The following is a 15,423-nucleotide window of genomic DNA, read 5'->3' as shown; positions in this document are numbered from 1 at the left end:
TTTTACATGATTTTTTTTGTTATATTTTCAATTTTAATGTACCTACGTTCTCTGGAGCTTCTCTCAAGCCTGTGAATCTGCTTTTTTTACATGAATTATTTGATATATTTTCAATTTCAATGCACCTACGTTCTCTGGAGCTTCTCTCAAGCCTGTGAATCTGCTTTTTTTACATGAATTATTTGATCTATCTTCAATTTCAATGTACCTACGTCCTCTGGAGCATCTTTAGATTTGTATGGAGTTTAATATTTCTTTGTTAAGAGTCAAAAATACCCGGATATGAATTATAAATCCATTTTCCGGGTATTTCGCCGAATAGCTATTCCCATCTAACAATAATATTTCAACGTAAATCATTACAACAAATATTTCCATATAAAATAGATCATTACAACAAATATTTCCACATAAAATAAATCATTGCAACAAATGTTTCCATATAAAATAAATCACTACAACAAATGTTTCCACATAATTTACATCATAAAAAGTGTCCCTATATATTACATCATAAACTCTTCCTATGCTTTTCTCCTGTCTAACTTCTTAGACAAAAGCATTCCTACCCACTGCATTATTTGTACCAGCAATACAAGTATAACAATTGTTACAAGCATTATGTCTGTCTGGTATCTGTAGTATCCGTATCTTATGGCAATGTCACCTAAGCCACCGCCTCCTACTACACCTGCCATTGCGGAATATCCCAGAATTGTGCCAAGGGCTATGGTGACTCCCACCAAAAGGGATGTTCTCGCCTCTGCCAAAAGAACTTTCCATATTATAGTGAAAGTTCCGGCACCCATACTCTGGGCTGCTTCAATCACTCCACCGTTTACTTCCTTGAGAGAAGATTCCACCATTCTGGCAATAAAAGGTGCTGCTGCTATTACCAAAGGTACAACAGTAGCTGTGGAGCCATATGTTTTTCCCACAATGGCTCTTGTTATAGGAATAACTAAAATTAATAAAATAAGAAACGGAATACTTCTTAATATATTCACAATTATATCTAATATCTTATATATAAAAGCATTTGGCTTTATGCCGTCTTTGTCAGTAACTGCTAATATGACACCTAAAGGAAGTCCTAATACATATCCGAAAAAAGTGGATGCCAGTGTCATATATAAAGTATCTCTCACGCCTTCTAAAAGCATTGTTATTGTTGCGTTATCCCACATATTCATCCAACTCCTTCTGACTTAAATTAACACCTCCACCAATTAACACAAGTTTTTTTGCTATATTGGTTTTAGGATTTTCAAATAATTCCTTTACTGTTTCAATTTCCACTGCTTCTCCATTTTCCATTACTGCAACGTTGTTGCAAATATCCTTTACCACACTCATGGAATGAGTAATTATAACTATGGTAATGTTTCTTTCCCTGTTGATTTTCTTTAATAAATCCAAAATAGATTTTGTAGTCTGAGGGTCTAAGGCACTTGTTGCCTCGTCGCAAAGAAGTATTTCCGGGTTGTTAGAAAGCACTCTTGCTATGGCAACTCTCTGCTGCTGTCCACCTGACAACTGTGCAGGATATGCCTTTGCCTTATCCTCCAATCCCACTGTTTTCAGCAGTTCGTACGCCCTTTTCCTTGCCTCACTTTTCTTAACTCCGGCTATTTCCATTGGAAAACAGACATTGTCTAAAACATTTCTCTGCATAAGTAAATTAAAATGCTGAAAAATCATGCCGATATTTTGTCTTGCCTTTCTCAACTCCTTGTTAGGAAGCTTTGTCAAATCTTTTCCATCTACGAGAACTCTTCCTGAAGTTGGTCTTTCAAGGAGATTCAGGCATCTTACTAATGTACTTTTTCCTGCTCCGGATAATCCGATTATTCCAAAGATATCTCCCTTTTCCACTTCAAAGCTTACATTTTTTACAGCCTCAACATTTCCGCTTTTTGCATTAAATGTCTTATTTAAATTTTCTACCTTTATTATTGGTGTCATAATTTTCTCCTAATTTAAGCACCTAAAGGGAGCCTCGGCTCCCTTGGTTAATATTGTATTTTTTATTTAAAAGGAACAACGGCTCCGTTAAATTTTTCATTAATAAACTTCTTTATTTCATCTGATTTAAGAACTGAAATAAGTGCCTTAATTCCTTCATTATTTTCATTGCCTTCCTTTACCGCAATTACATTTACATATGTTTTTGCAGCTTCTGAATCAGACTTTTCATATGCAATTGAATCTTTTTCAACTGAATATCCTGCTTCAAGGGCATAATTTCCATTTAATACTACAAATGCCACTTCATCTTTTACTCTTGATACCTGAGCAGCCTCTAATTCCTGAATTTTAATGTTCTTGGGATTTTCTGCAATATCCTTAACTGTTGCCTCTAATCCGGCACCATCTTTTAACTTAATAATTCCATTATCCTGTAATAGCAATAATGCTCTTGCCTCATTTGTTGTATCATTTGGAACTGCTATTGTGTCCCCTTCCTTTAATTCGTCAAGCTTCTTTTCTGTTCCCGGATAAATTCCAAATGGTTCGTAGTGGATTCCTCCGGCATTAACAAGATGTGTTCCTTTTTCTTTGTTAAAGTTTTCTAAGTAAGGTATGTGCTGGAAATAGTTTGCATCAAATTCACCACTTTCAACAACGTTGTTTGGCTGAACATAATCATCAAATACCTTAATTTCCAAATCCCAGCCCTGCTTCTTAAGCAATGTTTTTGCTTCTTCTAAAATAATTGCATGAGGTGTAGCTGATGCTGCCACTTTTATGGTTTTGCCCGCTGCTTCCTTTGTTCCTGACTCCTTATCAGATGAACCGCAGGCTGTTAATGTTCCAATTGCTAATACTAATGCTAATAATAAATATGTTATTTTTTTCATAATGAATACCTCTTTCTTTCTTAAAATTAATCTATGTAAAATAGTACCTGTGTACTAATTGCTTTCCATGTAATTTTCCCCAATTGTTATTCCGGCATTTTTAAACTCCTTAAACATGAAAAATGGGAAGCACTCACCGAATGCTTCCCAGATATTACTCATATATTTATTTGCTTAAGGTCTAAAAATCCGACGCACACAAACAAGGCATGACGTAATATCTGCGAAAGCAGCACATCATACAGCACATGTATGTATCTTTTACAAGTCTTACTATTGTATGCATCTTTTTTCCTCCTTATACTTATCGTAATTCCTATATATTTAATAGGTTTTGTTTCATGTGTGGTATCTTATCATCTATTTCCTACGGTGTCAATAGAAAATTTATATTTTTTGAAATTAAATATAATACATCTGGTCATCAGTAGCATTATATTCTAAATAATCCTTTTCTAAATCAGCCAACGTAATATTAAGAAGTACATTGTCTAGCTGATCATTGATTATGTCAATAACTGACTCCTGAATTATTCTGTCAGCAACCCTTTCCTCTTCTTCATTTCCTGTAACATCATCCTCAATTCTATATGTTCCATCTAATGCCTCAATAATTTCTCCCACTGCTATTTTTTCGGCTGGCTTGTTTAACAGATAACCTCCCTGAGCCCCCTTAATGCTTTTTACTATTCCGTATCTTCTAAGTCCGGCAAATACCTGCTCTAAATACTGTGGTGATATATCATTACGCTCAGCAATACTGCTTAAAGACACGTGACCGCTTTTTGAATTAATTGACAGGTCTATTAATGCAGTAATACCATATCTGCTTTTTTTTGATAGTTTCATAATTTAGTTCCTCTTTTTATACAATTCCTATATGTTTAATGGGTTATAAACATTCTATTACTGATTCATATTTTTGTCAACTAATTTATTAAAAGAAAAAGTTATCCCAACCCTTAGGTCGAAATAACTTTTTACTGTCTCATTGCTATTTATTACTTACATTCCTGTCAAATCTTTTATGACTTCGCCTGCTATTATTAGCCCCACTACAGATGGAACAAAAGCATTACTTCCCGGCACCTGTCTTCTCTGGGTGCACTTTCCGGCAGTTCCCGGAGGGCATATGCAATTGCTTTTACAGCTTATTGCCATATCCTCTATAGGTGTCATGGCTTTTTCCTTTGAATACACCACTTTTAACTTTTTAATGCCACGTTTTTTTAATTCTCTTCTCATTACCTTGGCTAAAGGGCATACTGATGTTTTGTAAATATCTGCCACCTCAAAGGCTGTAGGGTCCATTTTGTTTCCTGCACCCATGGAGCTTATTATAGGCACATTGCAGCTATTTGCCTGCATTACAAGCTGTATTTTTCCTGTTACCGTATCTATGGCGTCCACCACATAATCATAAGATGAAAAATCAAATTGTTCCGCTGTATCCGGCATATAAAATGTCTTATATATATTTACCTTTGCATCAGGATTTATGTCCAATATTCTATCCCTTGCAACATCTACCTTATACTTACCTACAGTGCTTCTTGTAGCAATTATCTGTCTGTTGATATTAGTAAGACACACCTTATCATCATCAATTAAATCAAGTGTTCCCACTCCGCTTCTGGCTAATGCCTCAACTGTATATCCGCCTACACCACCTATTCCAAACACTGCTACTCTGGCATTCTTAAGGTACTCCATTTTCTCTTTTCCTAATAATAATTCTGTCCTTGAAAACTGGTTTAACATTTATTCCTCCATGGCCTTAATTATATCCTGCTCACATGAACGCACGGTAAGTTCATATCCGTGGCATACCACTCCATTATACCCTCAACTGTAAGTGCATGCTAAATGTGAAATGGTTCCTTATTGTATTTTTTCAACAACTCCAATGCATCTTTCCTTGAAATATGTTCTCTCATTTCAGTTCTCCCTATCCTATTTGACTAATAGGATTTTACTCCTATGTGTCATCAATTGTCAACAGAAACTATTTTAGCCTGCAATAATCCTGCAATAATCGAAAATAACAAATTTAACCACCTTTTCAAAGCTTGACTACATTCATCTTAATAAGCTTTCGTCGCACAAAAAAGAGACTGTTTCCACCGTTTATTACGGTTTTAACAGTCTCCATATTTGGATCATTTAAATATTTTATTTTTATAAATTACCACTTCAAATCAATAACAAGGGCATCTGCGTTGTCATACTGAAGTAATGTACTTTGATCATTTACATCGTCGTAACAGAAACCATATGCCAATCCTACTACTGAATTTTCATGGAAGAATCCTGCATAATAGTTATTTATTGAATTCTTGTAATATTTATTTGGCTTATACCAATTAGAAGGCTCTGTTGCCACACCTCTGTTAAAGGCTGCACAAAGCTGTGCTTCAATGGCTAATTCTACTGAATTACCCCTGGCAAATGCACCTTTTCCTTCTAACACATCCTGAGTTGATGGCTTATCTACCACATAAACAGTGCTGTCACCATCTCTTCTAAACTGAATCTGATTTCCTACAACACGTCCTCTAAAGGAACCTGCCTCGCTACTAAATACTAAATCTTCATTTGTGTACTTAGCCCAGAATTCATTAATATATCCGTCGAAGTAATTAGCATATGCCTGACCTGAATTTAATGCTGCCTTACATGGTGCCATAATACGTTTGTCATTTACACAATACTTATATGCTTCCGGTGCATTCTGTAAGAACTTAGCAAATATTCCATCTCTTGTACCGATATCACCAACTACCTTATCATATGTTTCATACTGTGTATGACCAATAAGTCTTGTAATCATTGGGAAGCTGAAATAATCAACTCTTGTTGTATTACCCCAATAATACTTGCCATCAATTGTAAATTCAGCAAATTCAAATAATGTATTAGCATTAGGATCTGATGCATTATTTAAATCCGGACCTGCAAAACCAATAGTTCCATCAGAAGCCTGATTGAAAGTGATGTAAATAGGCTTTTCATAGCTTAAATACATTCTTCCTGACTTAATAGATGGTACATATACATGGTCTGCTTCTTCTAATGTATAGCATACATCTGCAACCATTCTGTCCCCTACCTTAACGTTGTTCATTCCCATATTAGCAGGGATAAGATTTCCGTTTTTATCCATATAACAAAGCTGATGTGCAGCATTATATCCTAATAAACACCAATATACCTGACTGTTTGAATACTTGCCATTAGTCTTATTGTTAAGCTGCATTAAAATTTTATCATCCCTAAATGATAAATCACTTCTAAGCTGTGGTTTTAATTCCGGTGGACATGTTTCCGGCTCGGTCTCCTTTTCACCAATTCCCTTAACTGCAATTGTCATTTCAAGTCTCTTAGATTCTCTTGTTCCTACTACTGTAGTAATTGCTACCGTATGGGTTCCTTCAAAATAAACCGGCATTGTTATTGACTGTGCCTTAACACCTGTACGCCTGCGTTCACCATCAACATAAACATTGTAGCAGTTTACGGTTCCCTGTCCCCAAACCACATTAACAGCACCATCGTATGGAGAACTTACTACCATTCCAAATGGCATTGCTATTGAATCATCTGTTGTAAAATCTATTGAAGATGTTTCCTGCTGAGTAGGCGCCTGAGTCGGTACTACTGTCGGAGCCTGAGTCGGTACTACTGTCGGAGCCTGAGTTGGTGCTGCCGTAACAGGTTCTGAACTACCACCAACTGTAACAGTTGCTGTCACTCTTTCAGATTCACTGCTTCCTACTACTGTGGCTACTGCTACTGTATATGTACCCTGCGCGTATCCCTGATAATCATATGATGCACACGATACTTCTTTTGAAACTAATACTCCATTAATATATACATTATATAAATCTATGTCACCACGTCCCCAAACTATACTTATGGTTCCGTTAGAAGGTGAAGCTGCCACTAATCCAAATGGCATTGCTATTGACTTATCAGTTGTATAATCACCTGTAGACGGCTTAGCTGTCGTTGCTTCAGTAGCCTTAACTGTAGTTTCCTCTGCTGTACCCGGTTTAACTATAGTTGAAGAGCCTTTGAAATCCTTCTTAACATATGAAGAATCTACAAATGACAAAATATTGTTATACAGATAGTCATGCTTTGCTGCATTTCCCATTAACTGATTCTGATATAAAACATCAGCTATCTGATAAACGGATTTTGATACAATCTCTCCATATGCATAAGTTCCATCTTTTAACTTTGCATATGGTCTTACGCTAATCTGATTTTTAAAGAAATCAACATTCTTAACAAATTCCATTGTCATTACATATGTTTGTGCACTTTCCATTTCACTATAGCATATGTTATTCTTTCCTTCTGCTGTAGCTGAATGCGAGTATACTGTGTTATTTGTGCTTCCTACCACCATATCACTTTCACTCACATATTTTGTAAGTCCGTACACAAGACCTACCTCTTCCACTTTGTCTGAAGGGTCAGAAACAGAATACAATGTTCTAAACGCCTCCATGGATGTGTTAATCTGGTAGCCGTTAATTTCCAAACCAACACTGTCATCTGCTTTTACATTGGCAGAAAATCCCACAACCTGCCCAATCATAAAAACAAACATGATTGCCGACAAAACATACTTTCCCATTTTTGAAAATAGTTGCTTTTTCATAAAACTTCTCCTTTATAAATTATTGTATAATCCCTCCTATAATTTCGGATAAATTATAACGCTCATGTAAAGAAACAATTCTTTACATCTTACATTCAGTTTCTCTAATTGAATTGTTTTTATCAAGGTATAATATTTACAAAAACGGGTTCATTTTTTACTTATAGCTAATATTTTTTATATTTTATCACTTTTTTTGTGCATTATTTACAATTACATAATATAAATTCTATTTTTTCAAATAAATCTTTTCCTTGGGTAAAAAGCTTACTGCGGTCTCCGCCATTTCTTCAGGAGTTTCCTGCATACCCTTTTGTACCCAATTTTCCAAAACTGATATACAACCAAAAATAATATAGTACCTGTAATATTCAAATTGTTTTAACGATTTATCCTGAAATTCGTCTTTCCATCTCAGCATATATTTTTCATGTAAGTTATTTCCTATTTTTTCCTGACCACTAATGTTGTTTATGGGAAAACTTAGCAATTTGCCCTTTTGTGGGTTATTATAAAAATAATTAAACAGTCTGTTGAAAAAACCGTAGGCATCTCCTCCTTCTGTTTCTAAAACAATTTCTTCCACATCATAGGTGATTTCATTTTGAAGAGTTTCTAACATTTCCACAGGACTTTTATAATACTGATAAAATGTTGCTCTTGTAATATCCGCCTTTTTTGCCAATTCACTGACCGTTATATTTTCAACACTTTTTTCCTTCAGAATAGAAATAAGAGCATCTACAATTAACTTTTTAGTTCTTATAATTCGTCTGTCTTTTTTTTCTTCCATAAACTACCTCACAACAACTTATGTTATAAAAAATTTTTCCCCCTTTGTCAACTTTACCATCTTAAAACAACTCATCAATTACATTTTTTACAGTGCTAATATCCTTCTGAATGTATGCTTTCGCCCCACAAAATAAAAGTGCATTTTCAATATCACCCTTTGCTGCTGCGATAAGTCTCTCAGTAATACAATAATCAATTTCTTTAGGATTACAATTTTTCAAGCATCTAAGACATTTTGATGGTGGAAATTTTTCACCCTTTATAACTTTCTCCATAAATGAATTAATTATCGCCCTTCCCGGCATTCCCACAGGACTTTTGACTATAGTAATATCTTCCTTATTTGAACTGACATATGCGTTTTTATAACGTATATCCCCATCACATTCTACCGTAGTAACAAATTTTGAAGCTACTTGTATTCCGTCCATTTCTAAATCAAAAGCATGTTGTACATCATCTTTGCTCTCAATCCCCCCAGCTAAAATTAATGGTATATGTTCTCCATATAAATTTTCATATTCCATGACTACTCTTTTAATTTTTTTAACCTCATCGTCAAAATTTAAGTTGCTATTGTATTTTATAATTTCATCTTTTGAAAATCCCAGATGTCCTCCCGCCTTTGGTCCTTCTATGACAATAAAGTCAGCCGTTCTTCCATAATATTTGTGCCAATATTTTAAAATAACTTTTACTGCCTTTTCTCCCGACACAATCGGGGCAATTTTCACATTACTTTCCCCTATATATTCCGGTAATTTAACCGGCAGTCCGGCTCCCGAAATAATGACATCGGCTCCCGCCTTTACCGCTTCCATGACCTGCTCCTTATAATGGTTAAGTGCCACCATTATATTAAATCCTATTATTCCACCATGAGCTATTTCTCTTGCTTTTTTCATTTCGCTGTTTATTGCCCTTAAATTTGCCTGCAAAGTATTACTATAAAAATCCGGTTCTCTGTATCCTATCTGTGCTGTGGAAATAACACCTATTCCACCACATTTTGCCACTGTTCCTGCCAGAGACGAAAGAGATATTCCCACCCCCATTCCTCCCTGTATTAATGGAATCCTTGCTGTTAAATCTCCTATTTTTAATGTTTTTACTTTCATTGTTACTCCTACATTCTTCTAAATCTGTCATATCTTTTTTCCACAAGTTCTAAGGCATTTAATGACTCATATCTGCTAAGGAATCCCTGTATTTCTTCATCTATATTTTTTATGGTTTCTTCCATATTTTCAACAGAATAGTGCTCCGGTTCGTCAATTATTTTTTCTATTATATTTAATTGTAATAAATCAAAAGACGTAAGTTTCATTAGTCCTGCAACTTCTTCCGGCTTCTTCGTTCCCCTAAACAATATACTTGCGTATCCCTCAGGAGATAAAATAGAATATACCGAATTTTTCAGCATCCACACCTCATCTGCCACAGCCAGCGCCAATGCACCTCCACTTCCCCCTTCTCCAATTACAATGGACAAAACAGGCACTCTTAAGTCTGACATTTCAAAAAGATTATTAGCTATTGCCTCGCCCTGCCCCCGCATTTCCGCTTCCACACCACAAAAAGCCCCTGCCGTGTCCACAAAGCAAATTATTGGTCTTTTAAATTTTTCTGCCTGTTTCATAAGTCGTATGGATTTTCTATATCCTTCCGGATTTGCCATTCCAAAGTTACGCTTTAAGCTATCCTTTGTATTATGCCCCTTTGTATTGGCAATTACTGTTACCGGCTTTCCATGAAAATATCCTATTCCACCTACAATTGCCCTGTCATCTCCAAAATATCTGTCACCGTGAAATTCCATAAAATCATCAATTAACCCATTTATATAATCTAAACCTGTAGGTCTCATCTTATCCCTTGCCTTAACAACTCTTTCCCATGGAGTAAGCTTGTCCCTGACTACATTATCTGTTTTTGTTTGGCTTACATAATTTGCATTTTTGTCACTTTCATAATGCATCTTTATAATATAAGAAAGGGTATTTTTTAACTTATCTCTCTCAACAATTGCGTCAATAAATCCATGTTCTAATAAAAACTCTGAGCTTTGAAAACCTTTTGGAAGTTTCTGACCGATAGTCTGCTCTATTACTCTTTGGCCTGCAAATCCAATAAGAGCGTTAGGTTCTGCTAAAATAATATCTCCCAGCATGGCAAAGCTTGCAGTAACACCTCCTGTTGTAGGATCTGTCAGTAAAGAAATATACAGATTTCCACTGTTTCTATATTTTTTTAATGCTGCCGAGGTCTTTGCCATTTGCATAAGAGAAACTATTCCCTCCTGCATTCTGGCACCACCTGAACAGGCAACTATTATTAGGGGAAGATTTTCCCTTTGGGCTTTTTCTATTGTTTTCGTAATTTTTTCCCCTACTATGCTTCCCATACTTGCCATCATAAAACGTCCGTCCATAATTGCTATGGCTGCCGGACTCCCCTTTACCGAAATTTTCCCTGTTATAACAGCCTCGTCAGTTTTAGTTTTTTCCCTTGTGTCAGTCCATTTTTTCATATAGGCTGCATCTTTTAAAGGATTTACAAAATCACTATTGCAAAACCATTCTTCAAAAGACTTTTTATCGGCTATAATTTTCAATCGGTTTCTTGCATTTAATCTGAAATATCCACCACACTTAGGGCATACATAACTATTTCTTTTTACATCATCAGCCAATACCGGTGATTTACAGCTTTTGCATTTTACATATAATCCCTTTGGCACATCCGCCTTACTTTCTCTTATTTTTATGTCCGATTTTTTTATAAGATTTTTTATTATCATTTTTGTTTCCTATTTCTACCTATATAATATCAGGGCAAATTTCTTTGCCCCCTTCATCAACCTTTATTCCAATTAAAATGTTCAAGAAAATTTATATCAAAATTTCCTGAAATATAATCTTTGTTATTAATAATGTCATATGCATAGTCAATATTAGTGTGAACCCCCTCAATTACCACTTCCCCTAATGCACTTTTCATTTTCTTTATTGCCTCATTCCTGTCTTTTCCATGCACAATAAGTTTTGCCAACATTGAGTCATAGTATGGCGGAACTGTATATCCTGAAAATGCTGCTGAATCTGTTCTTATTCCGTTTCCTCCCGGAAAATGAAGAGCAACTATGGTGCCGGGACTTGGCATAAAATTCTTTTCAGGAATTTCTGCATTTATTCTGCATTCTATGGCATGTCCCGTTAATTTTATATCATTTTGTTTTAACTTAAGTTTCTCTCCCTGGGCAATCAATATTTGTTCCTTTACTATATCAATTCCGGTAATGCTTTCAGTTATTGGATGTTCTACCTGAATCCTTGTATTCATTTCCATAAAATAATATTTTCCTGTTTTATCCAACAAAAATTCTACTGTTCCTGCATTTTTATATCCCGCTGCCTTAGCTGCTCTTACTGCCATTTTTCCCATTTCTTTTCTTTGATTTTCACTTAAAACAACAGATGGTGCTTCCTCAAGTATCTTTTGATGGTGACGTTGTATGGAACAGTCTCTTTCCCCTAAATGAATGACATTGCCATAATTATCTGCAAGAATCTGAAACTCTATATGTCTTGGATTTTCTATAAACTTTTCCATATACATGGTATCATCCCCAAAGGATGCCATGCTTTCCTTACAGGCAGCCAAGAATCCCGATTTTAATTCATCCTTATTATAAGCAACTCTTATGCCTTTTCCTCCCCCTCCTGATGCCGCTTTTACTATTACAGGATAACCTGTTTTTTCTGCTTCCTGTAATGCATGATTTAAATCCTTTATCTCATTATTAGTCCCCGGTACTACAGGAATTTTAGCATTAATCATAGTTTGCCTTGCAGCAACCTTATTTCCCATTTTTTCAATTACAGTGTAATCAGGGCCAATATATGTTATATTGCATTGTTTACATAACTTTGCGAACTGGGGATTTTCAGATAAAAATCCAAATCCCGGATGTATGGCATCTGCCCCATGAGTAACCGCAGCACTAATAATACTTTCCATATTAAGATAACTGTCTTCAGAGGAAGCTCCGCCAATGCACACTGCTTCATCTGCCAACTGTGTATGTAGTGCTTCTTTATCTGCAACTGAGTAAACAGCCACCGTTTCTATTTCCATTTCACGACAGACTCTTATGATTCTTACTGCTATTTCTCCCCTATTAGCAATCAGCATTTTTTTAATCAATTTAAATCACCTCTAAAATCTACCCAACCATAAAGGTTAGTTCTCCTTTTGCCACTATTTCTCCGTCAACTGTTGCCACGGCACTTCCAATTCCTATGGGACCCTTAGAAGATATTATTTTAGTTTCTAATCTAAGCTTATCTCCCGGTTTTACCATTTTCTTAAATCGGAATTTATTTATCCCACCAAAAAACGCCGTTTTCCCCTTAAATTCCTTTTTACTTAAAATTGCCACTGCCCCTACCTGGGCTAATGCTTCAACTATAAGAACTCCCGGCATAACCGGCTGATTAGGGAAATGTCCCTTAAAGAAATCTTCTCTAAAGGTCACACACTTATATCCTACTGCAAATTCTCCCGGCTTAAAGTCCTCAATATAATCTATCAGTAAGAAAGGGTGCCTATGGGGGATTATTTCTTCAATTTCCTTTATTCCTAACATATTTTCACTCCTCTATAATAAACAATGACTGGGCGTACTCCACTGCCTCACCGTTTTTTACACAGATTTTCTTAAGTGTTCCGCTACAATCAGCCTCAATTTCATTCATTAATTTCATTGCCTCAACTATAGCCACTATCTGTCCTTTTTCTATCTTGTCCCCCACACTTACAAAGGGTTCCTCATTTTCCCCCGGTGCTAAATATACAGTTCCTACCAGTGGGGAAATTATCTCTTTTTCATTTATATTTTCTTCTTTATTATCCATGTTAATATCTGCTATGTCAGTTTTTGTAATATTCTTTTCAGTAGAAATATTTTCTGAAACATTATTTCCACCGGAGTTTTTTGATATGTAAACTCTTGTATTATTTTCCTCATATTCAAATGTATCAATGTCTGCCTGCGACACTTCTCTTATAAGATTTTTAATATCATCTATTCCCATTTTCTAATCCTCAATAAATTTTTTAATAATTAAACTGGCATTGTGTCCTCCAAAGCCAAGGGAGTTAGTCATTGCCACATTTACCTCTGTGTACTCACCCTTTCCTGCCATATAATTCAAATCACACTCTTCATCAGGATTTTTAAGTCCCACTGTCTGATGAATGTAATTATCCTCTATGCTTTTAACGCAGGTAATAAATTCAACACCTCCTGCCGCCCCCAGCAAATGACCTATCATAGACTTGGTAGAATTGATTTTCACATTATATGCAGCATCCTTTAATGCTAATTTAATTGCCCTTGTTTCAAATAAATCGTTATGATGAGTGCTTGTTCCATGTGCATTTATATAATCAATCTCTTCAGGCTTTACTCCTGCCTCTTTCATTGCAAAAATCATTGCCATTGCAGCGCCACTTCCATCTTCTGCCGGAGATGTAACATGATATGCATCACAGGTTGCACCATATCCCACTATTTCACAAAGGATTTTGGCTCCTCTTTCTTTTGCATGTTGTAATTCCTCTACAACCACCACTCCTGCTCCCTCTCCCATAACAAAACCACTTCTGTTTTTATCAAATGGAATGGATGCCTTTGTTTTGTCTGTTTCTTTGGTAAGAGCCGTAAGTTTATTAAAACCTGCTAATCCAAGAGGTGTAATGGAACTTTCAGTACCACCGGCTATCATTACATCTGTCTCACCACATTGAATGCTTCGGTATGCCTCCCCAATCGAGTGGGTTCCTGTGGCACAAGCCGTTACAACATTAATACACTTTCCCTTTGCTCCTAAATCAATTGCAACATTTCCTGCTGCCATGTTAGATATCATCATTGGCACAAGCATAGGTTTTACCCTGTCATTTCCCTTAGTCATAAGTTTTTGGGCTTCTTCTTCCATATCACCTAGTCCTCCGATTCCGGAACCGATACTTACCCCTACTCTATAAGGGTCTTCTTCCGACATATTTAATTGTGCCTGATTTACAGCCTGATTTGCTGCACAAACAGCATATTGAGAAAAGGCAGACATTCTTTTTGCCTTTTTAAAGTCCATATGCTCTTTTGCCACAAAATTCTTAACTTCCCCTGCTAATTTAATCTCATATCGGGATGTATCAAATTTAGTAATATTGTCAATTCCAATTATGCCTTCTTTAATATTCTCCCAAAATTCCTCTACTGTATTTCCTATGGGGGTAATTGCCCCTAATCCTGTTACAACAACTCTTCTCATTTCTGCCTCCCATATTACATAATCATTCCACCGTCAAGATTTATAACCTGACCTGTTATATAACTACTTTTATCTGATGCTAAAAAAGCTGCCAATTCTGCCACATCCTGTGGCGTTCCAAATCTTTTAAGGGGAATTTGGGATAAAATATTTTCCTTTACCTTATCTCTTAATACATCTGTCATTTCTGTCATAATAAATCCCGGTGCAATGGCATTAACATTTATGTTTCTTTTGGCAAGTTCCTTTGCAACTGATTTGGTAAGTCCTATAATCCCCGCCTTTGAAGCTGCATAATTAGCCTGTCCCGGATTTCCTGCCACTCCTGATATGGAAGATATATTTATAATTTTTCCATATCTGTTTTTAATCATTGATTTAGACACAAATTTAATACAGTTGAAAGTTCCTTTAAGATTAGTATTAATTACACTGTCAAAATCCTCTTCACTCATGGAAAGTATGAGACCATCTTTATTTATTCCGGCATTATTTACAAGAATATCTATTTTTCCAAACCTTTCTACGATATCTCCAATAAATTTCTCACATTCCTTAAAGGATGCCACATTGCATTTTACAGCCTCAGCATTTCCACCTTTGTCCTTTATCTCCCTTACCACCTGTGCGGCCTTTTCCTCTGAGCCATTGTAATTTACAATTACATAAGCTTCTTCTGCCAGTTTCACAGCTATTTCTTTTCCTATTCCTCTTGATCCACCGGTTACAACAGCTATTTTTTTATTATCCATTTCTT

General features: G+C 35.8%; 14 protein-coding genes and 1 pseudogene. All 15 read right to left on the bottom strand.

The window, feature by feature from the left end:
• Positions 1 to 524: 524 nt before the first annotated feature.
• On the bottom strand, positions 525 to 1,187 hold the full coding sequence (locus DWW68_RS04830; RefSeq protein WP_021953696.1) for a methionine ABC transporter permease: 663 nt from the start codon (positions 1,185 to 1,187) through the stop codon (positions 525 to 527).
• Positions 1,177 to 1,965: an ATP-binding cassette domain-containing protein gene (locus DWW68_RS04825; protein ID WP_118589139.1), complete on the bottom strand. Its 789-nt coding sequence runs from the start codon at positions 1,963 to 1,965 to the stop codon at positions 1,177 to 1,179. The genes DWW68_RS04830 and DWW68_RS04825 overlap by 11 nt, the downstream gene beginning before the upstream one ends.
• A 62-nt stretch (positions 1,966 to 2,027) precedes the next feature.
• Positions 2,028 to 2,861 (bottom strand): MetQ/NlpA family ABC transporter substrate-binding protein, encoded by an 834-nt coding sequence (locus tag DWW68_RS04820; protein WP_118589140.1) that lies wholly within the window; start codon positions 2,859 to 2,861, stop codon positions 2,028 to 2,030.
• Between the two features lie 402 nt (positions 2,862 to 3,263).
• The gene (locus tag DWW68_RS04815; RefSeq protein WP_118589141.1) at positions 3,264 to 3,710 is read right to left on the bottom strand and encodes an Rrf2 family transcriptional regulator; all 447 of its coding nucleotides are present in this window, start codon (positions 3,708 to 3,710) and stop codon (positions 3,264 to 3,266) included.
• A 156-nt stretch (positions 3,711 to 3,866) separates the two neighbouring features.
• Positions 3,867 to 4,622, bottom strand: a complete 756-nt coding sequence (locus DWW68_RS04810) for a tRNA threonylcarbamoyladenosine dehydratase (protein ID WP_118589142.1) — start codon at positions 4,620 to 4,622, stop codon at positions 3,867 to 3,869.
• A 104-nt stretch (positions 4,623 to 4,726) separates the two neighbouring features.
• Positions 4,727 to 4,798 (bottom strand): annotated as a pseudogene (locus tag DWW68_RS13685) (hydrolase); the annotation flags it as partial.
• 248 nt (positions 4,799 to 5,046) lie between these two features.
• Positions 5,047 to 7,533 (bottom strand): beta-1,3-glucanase family protein, encoded by a 2,487-nt coding sequence (locus DWW68_RS04800; protein WP_118589143.1) that lies wholly within the window; start codon positions 7,531 to 7,533, stop codon positions 5,047 to 5,049.
• Positions 7,534 to 7,762: 229 nt separating this feature from the next.
• Positions 7,763 to 8,326: a TetR/AcrR family transcriptional regulator gene (locus DWW68_RS04795; RefSeq protein ID WP_118589144.1), complete on the bottom strand. Its 564-nt coding sequence runs from the start codon at positions 8,324 to 8,326 to the stop codon at positions 7,763 to 7,765.
• Between the two features lie 61 nt (positions 8,327 to 8,387).
• Positions 8,388 to 9,446 carry a nitronate monooxygenase family protein gene (locus tag DWW68_RS04790; protein WP_118589145.1) on the bottom strand — a complete coding sequence of 353 codons (1,059 nt, stop codon included), beginning with the start codon at positions 9,444 to 9,446 and terminating at the stop codon, positions 8,388 to 8,390.
• 8 nt (positions 9,447 to 9,454) lie between these two features.
• Positions 9,455 to 11,128, bottom strand: coding sequence for an acetyl-CoA carboxylase carboxyltransferase subunit alpha (locus DWW68_RS04785; protein WP_199641180.1), 1,674 nt, complete (start codon positions 11,126 to 11,128; stop codon positions 9,455 to 9,457).
• Between the two features lie 56 nt (positions 11,129 to 11,184).
• A complete protein-coding gene (locus tag DWW68_RS04780; RefSeq protein ID WP_118589146.1) occupies positions 11,185 to 12,534 on the bottom strand; it encodes an acetyl-CoA carboxylase biotin carboxylase subunit in 1,350 nt (449 codons plus the stop codon).
• A gap of 19 nt (positions 12,535 to 12,553) precedes the next feature.
• Complete coding sequence (gene fabZ / locus DWW68_RS04775; protein WP_021953686.1) at positions 12,554 to 12,976, bottom strand: 3-hydroxyacyl-ACP dehydratase FabZ; 423 nt, start codon at positions 12,974 to 12,976, stop codon at positions 12,554 to 12,556.
• A gap of 4 nt (positions 12,977 to 12,980) precedes the next feature.
• Positions 12,981 to 13,424 carry an acetyl-CoA carboxylase biotin carboxyl carrier protein gene (gene accB / locus DWW68_RS04770; protein ID WP_118589147.1) on the bottom strand — a complete coding sequence of 148 codons (444 nt, stop codon included), beginning with the start codon at positions 13,422 to 13,424 and terminating at the stop codon, positions 12,981 to 12,983.
• A 3-nt stretch (positions 13,425 to 13,427) separates the two neighbouring features.
• Entirely contained in the window at positions 13,428 to 14,666 is a 1,239-nt protein-coding gene (gene fabF, locus DWW68_RS04765) for a beta-ketoacyl-ACP synthase II (protein WP_118589148.1), read from the bottom strand.
• A gap of 14 nt (positions 14,667 to 14,680) precedes the next feature.
• Positions 14,681 to 15,418 carry a 3-oxoacyl-[acyl-carrier-protein] reductase gene (gene fabG / locus DWW68_RS04760; RefSeq protein ID WP_118589149.1) on the bottom strand — a complete coding sequence of 246 codons (738 nt, stop codon included), beginning with the start codon at positions 15,416 to 15,418 and terminating at the stop codon, positions 14,681 to 14,683.
• Positions 15,419 to 15,423 lie beyond the last annotated feature (5 nt).

This window comes from Eubacterium sp. AF16-48, assembly GCF_003479405.1.
GTDB classification, from domain to species: domain Bacteria; phylum Bacillota; class Clostridia; order Lachnospirales; family Lachnospiraceae; genus Eubacterium_G; species Eubacterium_G segne.
The sequence above is the reverse complement of the archived record's forward strand: the minus strand, read 5'-3'. Positions and strand labels throughout refer to the sequence as shown.

What these genes read in the sequence shown, in the direction of transcription:
- fabF (WP_118589148.1), bottom strand. Translation starts at nt 14,666, where the DNA reads ATGAGAAGAGTTGTTGTAACAGGATTAGGGGCAATTACCCCCATAGGA.
- DWW68_RS04790 (WP_118589145.1), bottom strand. Translation starts at nt 9,446, where the DNA reads ATGAAAGTAAAAACATTAAAAATAGGAGATTTAACAGCAAGGATTCCA.
- fabG (WP_118589149.1), bottom strand. Translation starts at nt 15,418, where the DNA reads ATGGATAATAAAAAAATAGCTGTTGTAACCGGTGGATCAAGAGGAATA.
- DWW68_RS04830 (WP_021953696.1), bottom strand. Translation starts at nt 1,187, where the DNA reads ATGTGGGATAACGCAACAATAACAATGCTTTTAGAAGGCGTGAGAGAT.
- fabZ (WP_021953686.1), bottom strand. Translation starts at nt 12,976, where the DNA reads ATGTTAGGAATAAAGGAAATTGAAGAAATAATCCCCCATAGGCACCCT.
- DWW68_RS04825 (WP_118589139.1), bottom strand. Translation starts at nt 1,965, where the DNA reads ATGACACCAATAATAAAGGTAGAAAATTTAAATAAGACATTTAATGCA.
- DWW68_RS04795 (WP_118589144.1), bottom strand. Translation starts at nt 8,326, where the DNA reads ATGGAAGAAAAAAAAGACAGACGAATTATAAGAACTAAAAAGTTAATT.
- DWW68_RS04785 (WP_199641180.1), bottom strand. Translation starts at nt 11,128, where the DNA reads ATGATAATAAAAAATCTTATAAAAAAATCGGACATAAAAATAAGAGAA.
- DWW68_RS04820 (WP_118589140.1), bottom strand. Translation starts at nt 2,861, where the DNA reads ATGAAAAAAATAACATATTTATTATTAGCATTAGTATTAGCAATTGGA.
- DWW68_RS04815 (WP_118589141.1), bottom strand. Translation starts at nt 3,710, where the DNA reads ATGAAACTATCAAAAAAAAGCAGATATGGTATTACTGCATTAATAGAC.
- DWW68_RS04810 (WP_118589142.1), bottom strand. Translation starts at nt 4,622, where the DNA reads ATGTTAAACCAGTTTTCAAGGACAGAATTATTATTAGGAAAAGAGAAA.
- accB (WP_118589147.1), bottom strand. Translation starts at nt 13,424, where the DNA reads ATGGGAATAGATGATATTAAAAATCTTATAAGAGAAGTGTCGCAGGCA.
- DWW68_RS04800 (WP_118589143.1), bottom strand. Translation starts at nt 7,533, where the DNA reads ATGAAAAAGCAACTATTTTCAAAAATGGGAAAGTATGTTTTGTCGGCA.